The sequence below is a fragment of the Pontibacillus sp. ALD_SL1 genome (genome assembly GCF_017355605.1).
Genome location: NZ_CP062974.1, coordinates 366299 through 382183, shown reverse-complemented (window position 1 = coordinate 382183; position 15885 = coordinate 366299). Strand labels below are relative to the sequence as shown.

The 15885-nt window shown below is 43.8% G+C and carries 12 protein-coding genes; all 12 read right to left on the bottom strand.

Going from position 1 to position 15885, the window contains the following annotated elements:
* Positions 1–97: 97 nt before the first annotated feature.
* Positions 98–1000: a diacylglycerol kinase gene (locus tag IMZ31_RS02000; protein ID WP_207528988.1), complete on the bottom strand. Its 903-nt coding sequence runs from the start codon at positions 998–1000 to the stop codon at positions 98–100.
* A gap of 153 nt (positions 1001–1153) precedes the next feature.
* Positions 1154–2584, bottom strand: coding sequence for an Asp-tRNA(Asn)/Glu-tRNA(Gln) amidotransferase subunit GatB (gatB, locus tag IMZ31_RS01995; RefSeq protein ID WP_207528987.1), 1431 nt, complete (start codon positions 2582–2584; stop codon positions 1154–1156).
* Complete coding sequence (gene gatA, locus IMZ31_RS01990) at positions 2584–4059, bottom strand: Asp-tRNA(Asn)/Glu-tRNA(Gln) amidotransferase subunit GatA (protein WP_207528986.1); 1476 nt, start codon at positions 4057–4059, stop codon at positions 2584–2586. The genes gatB and gatA overlap by 1 nt, the downstream gene beginning before the upstream one ends.
* 11 nt (positions 4060–4070) lie before the next feature.
* A complete protein-coding gene (gene gatC / locus IMZ31_RS01985; protein ID WP_036784246.1) occupies positions 4071–4361 on the bottom strand; it encodes an Asp-tRNA(Asn)/Glu-tRNA(Gln) amidotransferase subunit GatC in 291 nt (96 codons plus the stop codon).
* 492 nt (positions 4362–4853) lie between these two features.
* Positions 4854–6398 (bottom strand): sodium/proline symporter PutP, encoded by a 1545-nt coding sequence (gene putP / locus IMZ31_RS01980; RefSeq protein ID WP_207528985.1) that lies wholly within the window; start codon positions 6396–6398, stop codon positions 4854–4856.
* 534 nt (positions 6399–6932) lie between these two features.
* Positions 6933–8072: a bifunctional cystathionine gamma-lyase/homocysteine desulfhydrase gene (locus IMZ31_RS01975; RefSeq protein WP_207528984.1), complete on the bottom strand. Its 1140-nt coding sequence runs from the start codon at positions 8070–8072 to the stop codon at positions 6933–6935.
* Between the two features lie 4 nt (positions 8073–8076).
* Positions 8077–8991, bottom strand: a complete 915-nt coding sequence (locus tag IMZ31_RS01970) for a PLP-dependent cysteine synthase family protein (protein WP_207528983.1) — start codon at positions 8989–8991, stop codon at positions 8077–8079.
* Between the two features lie 12 nt (positions 8992–9003).
* Positions 9004–9471 carry an S-ribosylhomocysteine lyase gene (locus IMZ31_RS01965; protein ID WP_207528982.1) on the bottom strand — a complete coding sequence of 156 codons (468 nt, stop codon included), beginning with the start codon at positions 9469–9471 and terminating at the stop codon, positions 9004–9006.
* Positions 9472–9499: 28 nt separating this feature from the next.
* Entirely contained in the window at positions 9500–10141 is a 642-nt protein-coding gene (locus tag IMZ31_RS01960) for a class I SAM-dependent DNA methyltransferase (RefSeq protein WP_207528981.1), read from the bottom strand.
* A gap of 286 nt (positions 10142–10427) precedes the next feature.
* Positions 10428–11597 carry a CamS family sex pheromone protein gene (locus IMZ31_RS01955; RefSeq protein ID WP_207528980.1) on the bottom strand — a complete coding sequence of 390 codons (1170 nt, stop codon included), beginning with the start codon at positions 11595–11597 and terminating at the stop codon, positions 10428–10430.
* Between the two features lie 15 nt (positions 11598–11612).
* Complete coding sequence (ligA, locus tag IMZ31_RS01950) at positions 11613–13619, bottom strand: NAD-dependent DNA ligase LigA (protein ID WP_207528979.1); 2007 nt, start codon at positions 13617–13619, stop codon at positions 11613–11615.
* Positions 13620–13634: 15 nt separating this feature from the next.
* Positions 13635–15881 (bottom strand): DNA helicase PcrA, encoded by a 2247-nt coding sequence (pcrA, locus tag IMZ31_RS01945; protein ID WP_207528978.1) that lies wholly within the window; start codon positions 15879–15881, stop codon positions 13635–13637.
* Positions 15882–15885: the final 4 nt, after the last annotated feature.

The window sequence follows — 15885 nt, the reverse complement described above, 5'->3', positions numbered from 1 at the left end:
GAATCAGCTCTTTTGATTAGTGTTGCCATTTCCTGAACAGAATAACAAACGACTCTGAATCTTGCCGCTGTGACAAAATCCGAGCCGTTTTCATTCCTTATTTCTCTTCCCATCGTTCTCTAGGGAGAAAGAATTCCAGATGGCGATATAAATTGACAAATTCCCCGGGCAATAATCCGCCATATTCCCCGTCAATATTTAACTGCATCTTCTCGTTCGTATGAACCTTAATGCGGTTTGCTTTTGTATAAATGACGTTCGGGTCACTGATGTGATTCCCTTTCATCGCGAGTGAAGCGAGACGAATGAGTTCAGCAAGGTTGACGCGCTTAATAATAAGCAAATCAAACATACCATCATCCATCTCAGCGTCTGGTGCTAGCTTCTCTAAACCGCCGACAGAGTTCGTGTTCGACACGAGAAACACCATCACTTCGCCTTCGAAATACTTTCCGTCATACTCGATTTCAACAGTCGTTGGACGGATGGAAGGGATCATTTCAACGCCCTTCAGGTAATAAGCGAGCTGCCCCAGCATCGTTTTTAATTTACTCGGAACTTCATACGTCAGTTCCGTTAATTTACCGCCACCGGCGATATTCATAAAGTACTGGTCGTTCACCCGGCCAATATCAAGCTCTTTTGAAAATCCGTCCAGAATCACATCAACAGCTTTCTTCACATTCCGCGGCACACAAAGCGCTCTAGCGAAATCATTCGTCGTTCCAACTGGAATAATCCCCAGTTTAGGGCGATATTCATGTTCGGCGAGACCATTAATGACTTCATTAATCGTCCCGTCTCCACCTGCTGCAACCACTACATCAAACTTCCGCTCTACGGCGATTTTGGCTGCATTGGTTGCATCTCCAGCGCACGTCGTTGCGTGTGTAGATGTTTCATATCCTGCTTGTTCAAAGCGTTGCATGATATCAGGGAGCTCTTTCCTTACAGCCTCCCTGCCTGACGTGGGATTGTAAATAATTCGAGCACGTTTCATAGGTCCTTCCCCCATCCAAGCCTATTTTTCCTTACATCATCATAAACCTTTTTCATCCATTTGAAAAGTTTTTCCTATTAGGCTCTTTTTCCATTTTATAACCCACACAAAAGCACGCTGTAGCAGCGTGCTTTCATGCAAGATTCATACTCTTTAGCGCTTATCCATTTCTTCAACGATAATCTTGTTTACCATTGGTGGGTTCGCTTGTCCTTTAGTAGCTTTCATCGTTTGACCAACAAGGAAGCCTAGTGCACGGTCTTTCCCGTTCTTGTAGTCTTCAATTGATTGCTGGTTCTGATCAAGGATGCCAGTAATAATCTCACGAAGCTGTCCTTCGTCAGAGATCTGACCCATGCCTTGATCTTTCACGTATTGTTCTGGCTCTGTACCATTCTCAACTGTTTCAGCGAATACTTTCTTCGCGATCTTAGAAGAAATTGTACCGTCTTCAATAAGTTTGATTACTTTTGCAAGATTAGCAGGAGTTAACGCAACGTCTGTTAGTTCCTTTTGTTGCTTGTTCAAGTAAGCCGATACTTCACCCATCATCCAGTTTGATGCTTGCTTCACGTCAGCACCTGCATCGATTGTTTCTTGGAAGAAGTCAGATAGCTCTTTGTTATTTGTAAGAACCATCGCATCGTACTCAGGTAAACCTAGGTCGTTAATGTAACGAGCTTTACGAGCATCTGGAAGCTCTGGAATCTCAGCACGTACGCGCTCTTTCCAGTCTTCACTCACGTATAGTGGTACAAGATCTGGCTCCGGGAAGTAACGATAGTCATCAGAACCTTCTTTAACACGCATAAGGATCGTTTCTTTCGTAGCTTCATCGAAACGACGCGTTTCCTGAAGGATCTCGCCACCGGCTTCTAGTACTTTTTGCTGGCGCTTTTCTTCAAACTCTAGTCCTTTTTGAACGAATGAGAAGGAGTTTAAGTTCTTAAGCTCCGTTTTCGTACCGAATTCTTCCTGACCGATTGGACGGATGGAGATGTTCGCATCAGCACGAAGAGAACCCTCTTCCATCTTACAATCGGATACGCCTGTGTACTGAATGATGTTCTTCAGTTTCTCAAGATATTTGTATGCTTCTTCAGGAGAAGCGATATCTGGCTCAGAAACGATCTCAACCAGCGGCGTACCTTGACGGTTGTAGTCGACTAGAGAATAGCCGTCGTCACTGTGCGTTAATTTACCCGCATCTTCCTCGATGTGAAGACGAGTGATTCCAATGCGCTTCGTCTTGCCGTCTACTTCAATGTCGATATACCCATTCTCACCGATTGGCTGGTCAAATTGAGAGATTTGATATGCTTTCGGGTTGTCCGGGTAGAAGTAGTTCTTACGGTCAAACTTTGTATGTGTAGCGATGTCACAGTTTAGTGCCATCGCAGCTTTCATAGCGTAATTGACAACCTCTTCGTTTAGGACAGGTAGTACTCCTGGGTACCCTAAATCGATTGGGTTCACGTTTGTATTCGGCTGGTCACCGAACATGTTCGGACTTGGGCTGAAGATTTTAGACGCTGTCTTTAGCTCAACGTGTACCTCAATACCAATAACTGTTTCAAAGTTCATTACTTCGCACCTCCCAGGCTTGGCTTTTGTGTATGGAAATCAGTCGCCTGTTCGTAAGCATGTGCTGCACGGTAAACCGTTGCTTCATCAAAGTGCTTACCAATGATCTGTAGACCAATTGGAAGCCCTTCTCCTGAGAATCCACATGGCACAGAGATTCCTGGTACGCCCGCTAGGTTTACAGGGATTGTCAGGATATCGTTCGCATACATCGTTAGTGGATCTTCTGTCTTCTCGCCTACTTTAAAGGCAGGAGTTGGTGTTGTTGGTCCGATAATCACATCGTAATCTGCTAGTACATCATCAAAATCCTTCTTGATTAGCGTACGAGCTTGCTGCGCTTTCTTATAATACGCATCGTAGTAACCAGAGCTTAACGCAAATGTTCCAAGCATAATACGACGCTTCACTTCGTCACCAAAGCCTTCACTACGAGATAGTTTGAACATGTCTAGCATATTCTCAGCATTTGGAGAACGACGACCATAGCGTACACCGTCGAAGCGTGCTAGGTTAGCAGACGCTTCAGAAGAAGATAGTAGATAATACGTTGATAGTGCGTATTTCGAGTGAGGAAGCGTTACTTCATCCCACGTCGCGCCCATATCTTCGTATACTTTAAGAGCCTTTTTAACGGCTTCTTTTACTTCATCAGATACACCTTCAGCAAGGTACTCTTTCGGCACAGCAATCTTAAGGCCTTTCACATCACCTGTAAGAGCTGCTGTGTATTTTGGTACTTCAATGTCAGCAGATGTAGAATCCATCTTATCAAGACCTGCGATTGTCTCTAAGATGTACGCATTATCTTCAACCGTACGCGTTAATGGGCCAATTTGATCTAAAGAAGACGCAAAGGCAATCAGACCGAAACGAGATACACGGCCATAAGTAGGTTTTAGTCCAACAACACCACAATAAGCTGCTGGCTGGCGGATGGAACCACCTGTGTCAGAACCTAATGAGAACGGTACTTCGCCTGCTGCAACTGCTGCTGCTGAACCACCACTAGAACCACCTGGTACATAGTCTGTGTTCCATGGATTACGTGTTGCATAATAGCTTGAATTCTCGTTCGAAGAACCCATTGCGAACTCGTCCATATTTAACTTACCAACGTTAATCGCTTCAGCTGCATCAAGCTTCTGCACAACCGTTGCATCATATAATGGATCTGTTAGGTTATCTAAAATTTGGCTGGCAGCCGTTGTACGAAGGCCTTTTGTTACGATGTTATCCTTCACACCAATTGGCATACCGAATAACAGGCCGCGTCCTTCAGGCGTACCTCGTAGTTCATCTAATTCTTTCGCACGAGCACGAGCAGTTTCTTCATTTAATGTAATGAAGGCTTTCACGTCTCCGTCTACTTCGCTGATTCGATTATATGCTTCATCTAAAAGATCATTTACGCTGATCTCTTTCTTATGTAGCATTTCTTGAAGATCTGATAATTTATAATCAAAAAGAGACATTCGTCACCCTCCTATTCCAAAATAGATGGTACACGGATTTGACCATCTTGCGTTTCCGGCGCATTCTTAAGCGCATCTTCTTGTGTAATCCACTTCTTCGGTTCGTCCTTACGCATCACATTCTTAAGATCCTGAACGTGTGTCGTAGGCTCAACACCCTCTGTATCCAACTCGTTCAACTGCTCCGCAAACGAGATAATATCATCCAATTGTTTCGTAAAACGCTCTGCTTCTTCATCAGACACGTGCAAACGCGCCAAATGAGCCACATGCTTCACTTGCTCTTCACTAATTCTAGACATCCTTTAACCTCCATTCGTATCGAACATCACATAATAATGATAATACCAAAAAACAAGGTACTTTATCAATCTCGGGACTAAGAAAAGCGCAGGCGGGGTGCCCAGGGCCGTACGGATAAGAAAGCTACTGTAAGTCTGCGTAGCAGACTGGAGGTAGATTGCTTATCGCGCCAGGCCCTCCCCGCCGGAGCTAGACAAGAAAAGCGCAGGCGGGGTGCCCAGGGCCGTACGGATAAGCAAACTGCCGCAAGTGGCGTTTAGCCACTGCAGGTAGTTTGCTTATCGCGCTAGGGCCCTCCCCGCCGGAGCTAGATCTCATAAAAGCTAAGGCGGGTTGGTCAAGTAAAAGAGGAAGTTCGACTACACCGCCACTTAAATAGCCAACACCAAACGCCCGACGTCATTATAGGCCAAAATGTATACATCCCCACCATAACGGAAAGAGCTATACAAAAGAGCCCCTTCTAAAAAAAGAAGAGGCTCTCAACAATCTTAGCTATTCGCTTTATCAAATTCAGCTTGAATTTCTTTAGACGGGCCATTGCCAATCATACTTACAACAACTGCTGCAATTGTACAAAGGATAAAGCCTGGTACGATTTCATATAAACCGAAGATATTCGTCCAATCTTGACCTTCTGTAGGATTTAACAGATCGCCCCAAATGACGACTGTAATAGCACCTACAAGAATCCCTGCTACTGCACCATTACGAGTAAGGCGTTTCCAGAATAGACTCAAGATGATAATTGGTCCAAATGCGGCACCAAATCCTGCCCAAGCGTAACTAACAAGTTCAAGTACAGAGCTTTGTGCACCGTATGCAAGTGCAATCGCTAGTAAAGCAATCGCTGCTACTGAGAAACGACCAACCCATACAAGTTCACGCTCAGAAGCGTTCTTACGTAGGATGGCTTTGTAGAAGTCCTCCGCTACTGCAGAAGATGATACAAGTAGCTGAGAGTCAATTGTACTCATAATCGCAGATAGAATTGCTGCTAGTAAGATCCCGGCAATTACAGGGTGGAACAAGATTTGTGAGAAGGCAATGAAGATCTTCTCAGCTTCTGTGGAATCCGGAATCACATTGTATCCACCTTGCTGAACGATTTTCACACCTAAATCAGCAAGTTCTCCTGCCGTACCACCGTTAGCTACATAAGCGATACCAACAAGACCTGTAAAGATCGCTCCATATAGACCCAGAATCATCCAAGTCATACCAATGAAACGAGCTTTCGGTACATCTTTAGGAGAACGAAGCGCCATAAAACGAGTTAAGATATGCGGCTGTCCAAAGTAACCAAGTCCCCAGGCAAGGGAAGATACAACACTTAAGACCCCAACACCTTTAACCATATCAAGACGAGTTGCGTCGATCTCACTAATCATGCTAACTACTTCATTCCAGCCACCAAGTTCGCTGATCGCAACGATTGGTACAGCCAGTAAAGCAACAAACATCAGAATTCCTTGGAAGAAGTCCGTCCAGCTTACTGCAAGGAAACCACCTAGGAATGTATAAGAAATAATAACAATTGCACCAATCCAAAGGGCTTGGTTATACCCCATATCGAAGGATGCTGAGAATAATTTAGCTCCACCTACCATACCTGAGGATGTGTAGAAGGTGAAGAAGAATAAAATTACAAGTGCGGAGATCACACGTAAGATATGTGATGTATCATGGAAGCGATTTTCTAAGAAGTCCGGTACTGTAATGGAATCATTCGCAACCTCTGTGTAAACACGAAGACGACGTGCTACAAACTGCCAGTTTAAATAGGCACCTACCGCTAGCCCGATTCCAATCCATGCTGCAGACAGACCTGAAGCATAAACAGCACCTGGTAAACCAAGTAATAGCCAACCACTCATATCAGAAGCCCCTGCACTTAACGCAGCAACACCTGGCCCTAAGCGTCGACCACCTAACACATAATCTGATAAGTCATTTGTCATTCTTGAAGCAATAACACCAATTAAAAGCATTCCAAGTAAATAAACTATAAACGTAATTAACGTAGCTATACTCATTAAGTTCTACTCTCTCCTTCCAGTAAATAAAGTGATGGTTGATAGGATAATTAATAATGGCATGGGAATAAAGAGCCACATCCATGTTGCAGTTGTTAACATTCGACGCCCCCTCCTTTTCAATGCATTATATATACAATACCATACATTTTTCTTATAATTCTGACAAGTCATGTATGGTATGCATCAATGAATTGCAATTGATATACAACAAGTACTATAACATAAAGAAATTGTCAGAACATTGCGTATTTTAATTCCTTCGTATTATTTTGTATTATTATACATCAAATTCTTGTATTTGTAATAATATAAATAGAATCGCCTATATGTATTCATCATAATTTATAAAATTAAATCTAGAACTTTTGTCATTTTTATCTTTTTTTAGAAAAAAACTCTAATACTAGAATGTGTATTTCTCACAACTATTTTTATTACCCATTTCACACAAAACTAAACTTCTTTCTAAATAAATCAGCCATCTTTTCTTATAAAAAAGAAGCCCAGAAAATCTCTGAGCCCCCTCTTCACTTATTCTCCTTTTAGCGCCTGAACGAAGTCTTCTTTCAGATCTTCTATGTCTTCAAGTCCGATTGATACTCGAACAAGTCCATCGGTAATCCCTAATTCCGCTCTTCGGTCACTCGGAATTGAGGCATGAGTCATTTTTGCCGGAACTGAAATTAGACTCTCTACAGCTCCTAAACTCTCGGCTAACGTAAAGTACTTTAGGTTCTTCAATAATTTCTCTGCATTTTCATCACTTCCGACGTCAAAAGAAATCATGCCGCCTGCTCCCCTAGCCTGTAAAGCATGGATATCATGACCAGTGTGATCGTTTAAGCCAGGGTAATAGATCGTTGTCACTTCCGGATGCTCCTGAAGGAATGAAACAAACGCATGAGTATTTGATTCGATTTCTTCCATACGGATCCCAAGTGTCTTAATCCCTCTCATTAGAAGCCAAGAATCCTGCGGTCCTAATACAGCCCCTGCTGAATTTTGAACATAATGGAGTTCTTCTGCTAAGCTTTGTGAATTCACCACAACCAGGCCTGCTACCACATCACTATGCCCACCTAAATACTTCGTCGCGCTATGAAGCACGATGTCAGCACCTTGCTCAATTGGATTTTGCCAATAAGGGGTACTGAACGTATTATCGACAATAAACGTAAACCCTTTTTCCTTCGTTAGACGAGCTACGGCCTCAAGATCTGTTATCTTTAGCAAAGGATTAGTAGGTGTTTCAACATAAACAGCCTTCGTATTTGGTCGAATCGCCTCTTCAATGTTATCAACATTAGACGTATCCACAAACGTTACATCAAGGTTAAAGCGACTAAGCACACCAGAAAGAAGGCGGTATGTGCCTCCGTACACATCATCCGTAATAATAAGATGATCACCACTCTTATACATCATAAGAATGGACGTAATTGCAGCCATCCCCGATCCAAAGGCAAAGCCAGCATAGCCGCCTTCTAAATCTTTAATCAATTCTTCTAACGCATGACGAGTTGGATTGCCTGTTCTTGAGTATTCATAGCCTTTGTGCTTGCCAACTCCATCTTGTTTATACGTACTGACTTGATAGATCGGGACAGAAACCGCTCCAGTTTGTTCATCACCTGTGATGCCACCGTGTATTAGTTGTGTTTTCCTTCTCATATTCTCACTCCTCGTAGATTCCTTGGCTTAAATATCGTTCACTACTATCTGGGAAGATTGTAACAATGTTTGTTCCAGGCTCAGCCTGCTTCGCTTCTTTCAGTGCTGCCACAAACGCAGCTCCTGAGGAACTAGCGACAAGCAGTCCTTCTTTCTCCGCTAAAAGCTTTACCGCTCTGAACGCATCTTGGTCTGAAATGGTATGAATGCCATCGAAATAATCCGTATCCATATACTTCGGCAAAAATTCCATCCCAATTCCTTCTGTTTTATGAGGGCCTGCTGGACCCCCGTTTAAAATCGACCCCTCTGGCTCGACAATGACGGTTTTAATAGAGGGATTCTTTTCTTTCAGATAGCGTGCGGTTCCCATGAATGTACCACCTGTTCCGCCACCTGCTACGAACACATCCACACTGCCTTCTAAAGAATCATAGATTTCAGGGCCAAGCGTTTCATAATAGGTCTGCGGATTGGCGTGGTTATCAAATTGTTGGGGACAAAAAGCGTTTAACTCTTTGGCAAGGTCAGTCGCTTTGTCAATGGCTCCCTGCATGCCTTCTTCTGTGGGGGTGTTGATAATTTCAGCACCGAGCGCTTTCATAAGCGTCTGTTTCTCCATGCTGAATTTTTGAGGTACAACGAACATCACTCGAAACCCTCGACCTATAGCGGCGAGAGCTAATCCAATTCCTGTATTCCCAGCAGTGGGCTCGACAATTGTTCCTCCAGGGTTCAATTGTCCAGACTGAATTGCGTCGTCAAGAAGCTTCTGCCCAAGACGATCTTTAATGCTGCCTCCTGGGTTAAAATATTCTAATTTAGCAAAGAGGCGCACGCCCTCAGGAACTCCAACATTCTGGAGTTCCATTAGAGGGGTGTGGCCAATCAGTTGCTGAATGTTAGTCACGTACTGCATATCGTTCGCTCCTTATTGTTGTTCAGCGAAAACCTCTGTCCATTCGTCTCGTTTGTCTAATAGTTCTTGAGCCAGCTGCTTTGCCCCTTCTAAGCTGTGACTAGCTGCGAAGCCACACTGCACTTCATTGCAAGCTGGTACTTCCGTCGCTTCTAAGACATCTTTCAGCGCATTTTCAATAACAGTTAGGATGTTTTCGTAACTATCATCATTTAATACGGCAATGTAGAAACCGGTCTGGCAGCCCATTGGGCCAATGTCTAAGATATGGTCGTGATGATTGCGGCTAAATTCTGCCAACATGTGCTCTAACGAGTGAAGAGCAGGCATGTTCATGTGATCCTTATTTGGTTGTTTAATACGAAGGTCGTATTTGTAAACTTTATCTCCTTTTGAACCTTCTGTAATTCCAACCAGTCGTACATAAGGTGCTGCGACTTTTGTGTGATCTAAGTTAAAGCTTTCTACGTTCATTGGCATGGATAAACCTCTCCCTTTTTTTTTGAAATTATTTTTTCTCTGCTACCATTACCCAAACATATTTATTCTTCTGCTCAAACAGTACTTCAAAGTTATATTTCTTACAGATTGCTTGCAGGGTTGGAATGTCGGAGTAGTATTCTACTGATAAATCATCAGCTAAATTGTTATAGTGCGAGGCAATAGCTGTTTCAATCGCTTTCCTCTTTGAAGCATGTGTTTCAAAAACGGTATCAGCGAAAACAATCCGGCCTCCTTTTTCTAAGATCCTACTATATTGGCCAATCGCCAGATCCTTTTCCTCATCTGTAAGGTGATGAAATGCGTAACTGCTCACAATCGATTGAACCGGTACCTGTGGCTTTGGAAATTCAATAAAATCTCCATCATACACTTTGGCATCTGGCACTTTAATCTGAGCAATCTTCAGCATTTCTGCCGAAGGCTCAACACCAATAACGGAATGTCCTCGGTTAATTAACTTCTTCGTTAAATTCCCTGTTCCAACACCAAATTCAATGACGTTTGGTCCCTTTGTATGATCAACTACAGCGTTTAAGATCTCATCATAATGCGCGAATACTTCTTTATATTCAACGTCCTCACCAGACACGGTCTGATCATAAGACGAGGCCCAACCATCAAATAAATCAATAAACTCTCTTCCCATACCCTTCACCTCGTGGTGTTAATTTATATAATCCTTATAAGTTTACTCAGGTTTAGTTGTATAAAAAATTCTAACACATTCGTGTAAGTAAAGTAAATGGGCATACACCCAATTTACAATTTGCCAAATAAAAGAAGTAAAGCGTGCCAGACACCCTCTGTTACAGCACAGCATCAAAGGGTGCCTGGCACCCTGCGGTACTGCACAGCACTGAAGGGGGTCTGGCACGCTTTCTTCTTCTACAGCACAAAAGAAAGGGACAGCGCAGTTAGCGCTGTCCCTTCCTTTATTTGTCGTAGATGTGTACGTATGGTTTGTCTTCGCCTGGTTTTCGGACGATGAGACTTTCTTGTCCTTCATGCGATTCAATTTTCACTTCAATCCCGAAGTAGTTCGGGAAGTTTTCCATGATGAGCGAGTAGACATACTGGGTTAACGAGACGATCTCGGCTTTACCTTTGAATTCAACAGGAATGGTAACTTCCATATTGACTAATTCATCATCTTTGTAGAACCCTTTCCCAACAACCCCAATGTAGTTCGGGAAGTAATTGGCAACATCGTTCTGGAAGTCCACCATGTCTTCAGACTCTTTCTTATAGTTTTCTTCCGCTTCGTCTGAAGGGAATAAGATGTATTTCTCATCAATTGTTTCCCATTCACTAATCTGATCATTTTTTTCCTCAACGGTCGTTTTCGCTAAGTAATTACCCGGCACTACAGAAGACTTTGCTTCTTGCTGATAGATCGTAATCATAATCGGAATATCCTCAAGCTCCTCCATGCCACGGAGACGCTCTAATACTGTTTGTGCCATTTTCTTTCCTTGTGTAAGCATTTCATCCCGACTAATCTCTTCATAGTAAGAAGCTCCCCACTTCTCTACTTGGAATTCATATTGTGATTTCATCGCAAGACTTATAGAGATACCGCTTAATTCGACAGAGTTCCCATCCGTCTTCTTAAAGAAGTTCTGCTCGAGAATATGAGAAAGATAAACAGGGTTATCTCTATATTGCTGCTGAGATGCACCTAAAGGCAGAGATGGATTTAGACCATTTGGTGTTCCATCTGATCCCTCTTCATTCACTTTTCGATCGAGCCAATCATTGAGAATATCATCTGTTAAGTACTGACCGTCTTGAAAGAAGTATTCCTCAGGGTCATAAACCTCCTTCGAATGACGTCTTAACCCCATTTCCATCTCTTCAATATCCAAGCGATTATCAACTTGGCGCACAATGATGCCTCGCGCTTTACTCGGTTCATACTTATCCTGCTTATTCACAAGAGGACGATAATACTCATCAGAGATGCTATGCTTCGGCACAATGGCCTTCTCTTTCTGACTATTCTCCTGCGTTTCTTTCGTTAATTCTTCTTCCTGCTTATCATAGGCCGGAGCGCACCCTGCCAATAGAATGGCAAGGCCTACTATCCATGCGATCCGTTTCATCCGTCTCCACTCTCCCTATTCTTGTAACGCAGATTGGAAGCGCGCCTCATCCCAGATCTCAATGCCTAGCTTCTCTGCTTTCTCATATTTCGAGCCAGCATCTTCCCCTGCAATTAGCATATCGGTGTTCTTACTCACGCTTCCTGTCACTTTACCACCTAACGCTTCAACATGTGTTTTCACGTCGCCTCGGCTATAGTTTTCCATTTTTCCTGTAATCACGATGGTCTTTCCTGCGAACGGAGAATCTTCAGGCTGCTCGCTTCTCTTCTGCCCTTTATACTCCATATTCAGACCGAGGCCTCTTAATTCCTCAATTAATTCAACAACCGGTTCTTTCTCGAAGTAACGAACGATTGAATCTGCCATCTTTTCCCCAATGTCATGGATAGCCACCAACTCGTCATAGGTCACATTCATTAAACGCTCCATCGTTTCAAACTCTTCAGCAAGCGTCCTGGCTCCTTTTGACCCGACAAAACGAATGCCAAGTCCAAATAACAAGCGCTCTAATGAGTTTTCTTTCGAGACGTTAATAGATGAGAGAAGATTATCTGCTGACTTTTCACCCATACGCTCAAGTTGCAATAGTTCATCTTTATCCAACTTATACAGGTCAGCAATCGTATGAACCAAATTCTCTCGGAAAAGTTGAGCAATCACTTTCTCACCAAGTCCATCAATGTTCATCGCATTTCTAGAAACAAAGTGGATAAGGCCTTCGCGAAGCTGAGCCGGGCAGTTCGGATTAATACAGCGAAGCGCCACTTCTTCCTCTAAACGCTCCAAATCACTTCCACATTCCGGACATACGTCAGGCATATAAAAAGGTTCTTCATCTCCTGAGCGCTCATCCGTCACAACGCGAACCACTTCCGGGATAATATCTCCCGCTTTCTTAATCACAACAGTATCCCCGATGCGGATATCTTTCTCACGAATCAGGTCCTCATTATGGAGAGAAGCGCGTCCTACCGTTGTACCGGCTACTTGAACAGGGTTCAAAATCGCTGTTGGGGTTACGGCACCTGTACGACCAACGCTTAATTCGATATCCGTTAGTTTCGTAATTGCTTCCTCTGCCGGGAACTTAAAGGCCGTCGCCCAGCGAGGGCTTTTTGCTGTGAAACCAAGCGTTTCTTGCTGCTCTAGACTGTCTACTTTAATAACAATCCCATCAATTTCATAGTTCAAATTAGGACGCTCTTCTGTCCACTTTGTAACATAGTCGATGACTTCCTCAATATCGTTACACTTTTTCCACTCCGGGTTTGTTTTAAATCCAAGTGACTTCATATATTCAAGTCGCTCGCTATGAGACTCAAGCTCTCCAGCTTCCCATTGCCCAACGCCGTATAAGAATATATCTAAATTACGCTTCGCTGCGATCTTCGGATCAAGCTGGCGAAGAGAACCTGCAGCCGCATTACGTGGGTTAGCAAAAGGCTCTTCCCCGTTCGCTTCACGCTTTTCGTTCATAGTTAGGAAAGAACGATGCGGCATAAAGGCTTCTCCGCGCACTTCAATCGGCTCCTGCTGCTCAATACGAAGAGGAATACTCTTAATGGTCTTCAGGTTCTGCGTAATGTCCTCACCTGTTTGCCCGTCACCACGCGTTGCACCGCGAACGAGTAGTCCATCTTCATATTTCAAAGAAATCGCTAGTCCGTCAATCTTCAACTCACACACATAGTCCACATCTTCACCGTCAACGCCTTCGCGCACACGACGATCGAAATCTCGAAGCTCCTGCTCGTCAAAAGCATTACCTAAGCTCAGCATCGGAATCTCATGCTGCACCTTTTGGAAAGCATCAAGAGGTGCCCCGCCTACACGCTGTGACGGGGAATCCGGAGTGACAAGATCAGGATGCTCTTCTTCTAAATCAATGAGCTCACGCGTCTTCTTATCATATTCATAGTCAGATACAGATGGCTGATCGAGCGTATGGTACTCATAGTTGTACTGCTCTAACTCACGACGGAGTTCTTCAATTCTTTTCTTTGCTTCTTCCTTATTCATACGTTCACCTCAAAGCTATTGCTTAGTAATGGGAGCAAATTTGGCCAGCACGCGCTTGATTCCATTTGGTGCAGGGAATGCGATGTCTAGCTCTTTAGAGTCCCCTTCACCTTGAACTTTCACGACCGTTCCTTCGCCCCACTTCTTATGGGACACCTTATCTCCTACAGCAAAATCATCTCCGTCCCCAGATGCTGCTTTTTGCTTCATCGTTGTCGCTTTACGCTTCGGTTGTGGTTGTTTTGGTTGCCCTGTATTGAATCCAGAAGGCGCAGGGTCCTGGAATCCACCGCCAAACGGAGATCCACCACCTTGGTTCCCTCGTCCTTCAATCAATTCAGCTGGGATCTCTGAAATAAATCGACTCTCAGGATTCATATTCGTACGGCCAAATAGGGTGCGCATCTTCGCGTTTGTTAAGAATAACTGCTGTTCAGCACGAGTAATTCCTACATAAGCGAGGCGACGCTCCTCTTCCATTTCTTCTTCATCCTGAAGGGAACGACTGTGAGGGAAGACACTCTCTTCCATCCCAATTAGGAATACAACCGGGAATTCAAGTCCCTTAGCTGAGTGAAGCGTCATCAGAGTAACCTTGTCATCAGCGAACGGATCCTCATCAGCCGAGTTAATATCCGCTACAAGTGCAAGATCCGTTAGGAAAGCAATCAAACTCTTGTCTTCATTTTGCTCTTCAAAGTTCTTCGTAACAGATAAGAATTCATTAATGTTCTCAAGGCGACTTTGCGCTTCTAAGCTGTTCTCGTTCTTTAACATATCCTCATATCCAGTGATCTTAAGCACATCTTCTACAAGATCTGTTGCAGATAAGAAATCTTGTTGCTGCGTCCAGTTTCGAATCATTTTGTGGAAATCACGAATCGCATTCGTTGCACGCTTACTGAGTCCAACCTGCTCGACTTCACCAGCTGCTTCATATAAAGAAAGATCATGGCGAGCGGCATACATTTGTATATTATCAAGGGACGTACGGCCAACGCCTCGCTTCGGTTCGTTTACAATTCGGCCAAAGCTAATATCGTCATCCGGATTCGCAATAAGGCGCAAGTACGCAAGCATGTCTTTAATTTCTTTGCGGTCGTAGAACTTCGTGCCTCCGACAATTTGGTACGGAATATTCGCTTTCACAAACGTTTCCTCAATTGTACGGGATTGAGCATTTGTACGATAAAGCACAGCGCAGTCTTTATATTTAAACTTCGTTGCACGCACCATGTCTTCAATCTTGTTCGTTACAAAGAGTCCTTCATCGCGTTCAGTCGGCGCCTGGTAATAGAAAATTGACTCGCCATCATCATTGTCCGTCCATAAGTTCTTCGGCTTACGACCAGAGTTATTCTGAATTACCTCGTTCGCCGCGTCTAGAATACGCTTCGTGGAACGATAGTTTTGTTCAAGCATAATCACTTTAGCTGTTGGGTAGTCTTTCTCAAACGACATAATATTGGCAATATCCGCTCCGCGCCAACGATAGATCGACTGGTCAGAGTCTCCAACTACGCATAAGTTTTCAAAACGATTCGCAAGCATTTTAACAAGCTGATACTGCGCATGGTTCGTATCCTGATACTCATCTACGTGAATGTACTGGAAACGGCGCTGGTAATACTCCAACACCTCAGGAAGACGATCAAACAGCGTTAGTGTCTGCATAATTAAGTCATCGAAATCTAGTGACTGGTTCTTACGAAGCGTCTTCTGGTATTTCTCATACACACCCGCTGTTTGTTGCTCATAGTAGTTGCCTGTTGTTTTACTAAAATCTTCAGGCGTTTTCAGTTCGTTCTTCGCTGTGCTAATGGCTCCAAGCATGGCACGAGGGTCAAACTTCTTCGGATCTAAGTTCAAGTCCTTCAGTACCTGCTTAATGACAGAAAGCTGGTCCGTCGTATCTAAAATGGAGAAGTTACGGTTAATCCCAATGCGATCAATATCACGACGCAAAATGCGTACACACATGGAGTGGAACGTGGAGATCCACATATCGCGTGCTTCTGGCCCCACTAGGTCACCTACACGATCCTTCATCTCGCGCGCTGCTTTATTCGTAAACGTAATCGCTAATACGTTACGCGGTGCAATCTCTTTCTCTCCTAATAAGTAAGCAATACGATGGGTTAACACACGCGTCTTCCCACTACCTGCTCCGGCCATTAGAAGCAAGGGGCCATCTGTCTTCACTACAGCTTCACGTTGTTGTTCGTTCAATCCTTTTAGCAAGTCGTTTGTTAACGGGCTCAAGAGA

Coding starts and splice junctions, on each gene's coding strand:
- gatB (WP_207528987.1), bottom strand. CDS start 2,584: ATGAACTTTGAAACAGTTATTGGTATTGAGGTACACGTTGAGCTAAAG.
- IMZ31_RS01975 (WP_207528984.1), bottom strand. CDS start 8,072: ATGAGAAGGAAAACACAACTAATACACGGTGGCATCACAGGTGATGAA.
- IMZ31_RS01960 (WP_207528981.1), bottom strand. CDS start 10,141: ATGGGAAGAGAGTTTATTGATTTATTTGATGGTTGGGCCTCGTCTTAT.
- IMZ31_RS01970 (WP_207528983.1), bottom strand. CDS start 8,991: ATGCAGTACGTGACTAACATTCAGCAACTGATTGGCCACACCCCTCTA.
- IMZ31_RS01955 (WP_207528980.1), bottom strand. CDS start 11,597: ATGAAACGGATCGCATGGATAGTAGGCCTTGCCATTCTATTGGCAGGG.
- putP (WP_207528985.1), bottom strand. CDS start 6,398: ATGAGTATAGCTACGTTAATTACGTTTATAGTTTATTTACTTGGAATG.
- IMZ31_RS02000 (WP_207528988.1), bottom strand. CDS start 1,000: ATGAAACGTGCTCGAATTATTTACAATCCCACGTCAGGCAGGGAGGCT.
- IMZ31_RS01965 (WP_207528982.1), bottom strand. CDS start 9,471: ATGCCAATGAACGTAGAAAGCTTTAACTTAGATCACACAAAAGTCGCA.
- ligA (WP_207528979.1), bottom strand. CDS start 13,619: ATGAATAAGGAAGAAGCAAAGAAAAGAATTGAAGAACTCCGTCGTGAG.
- gatC (WP_036784246.1), bottom strand. CDS start 4,361: ATGTCTAGAATTAGTGAAGAGCAAGTGAAGCATGTGGCTCATTTGGCG.
- gatA (WP_207528986.1), bottom strand. CDS start 4,059: ATGTCTCTTTTTGATTATAAATTATCAGATCTTCAAGAAATGCTACAT.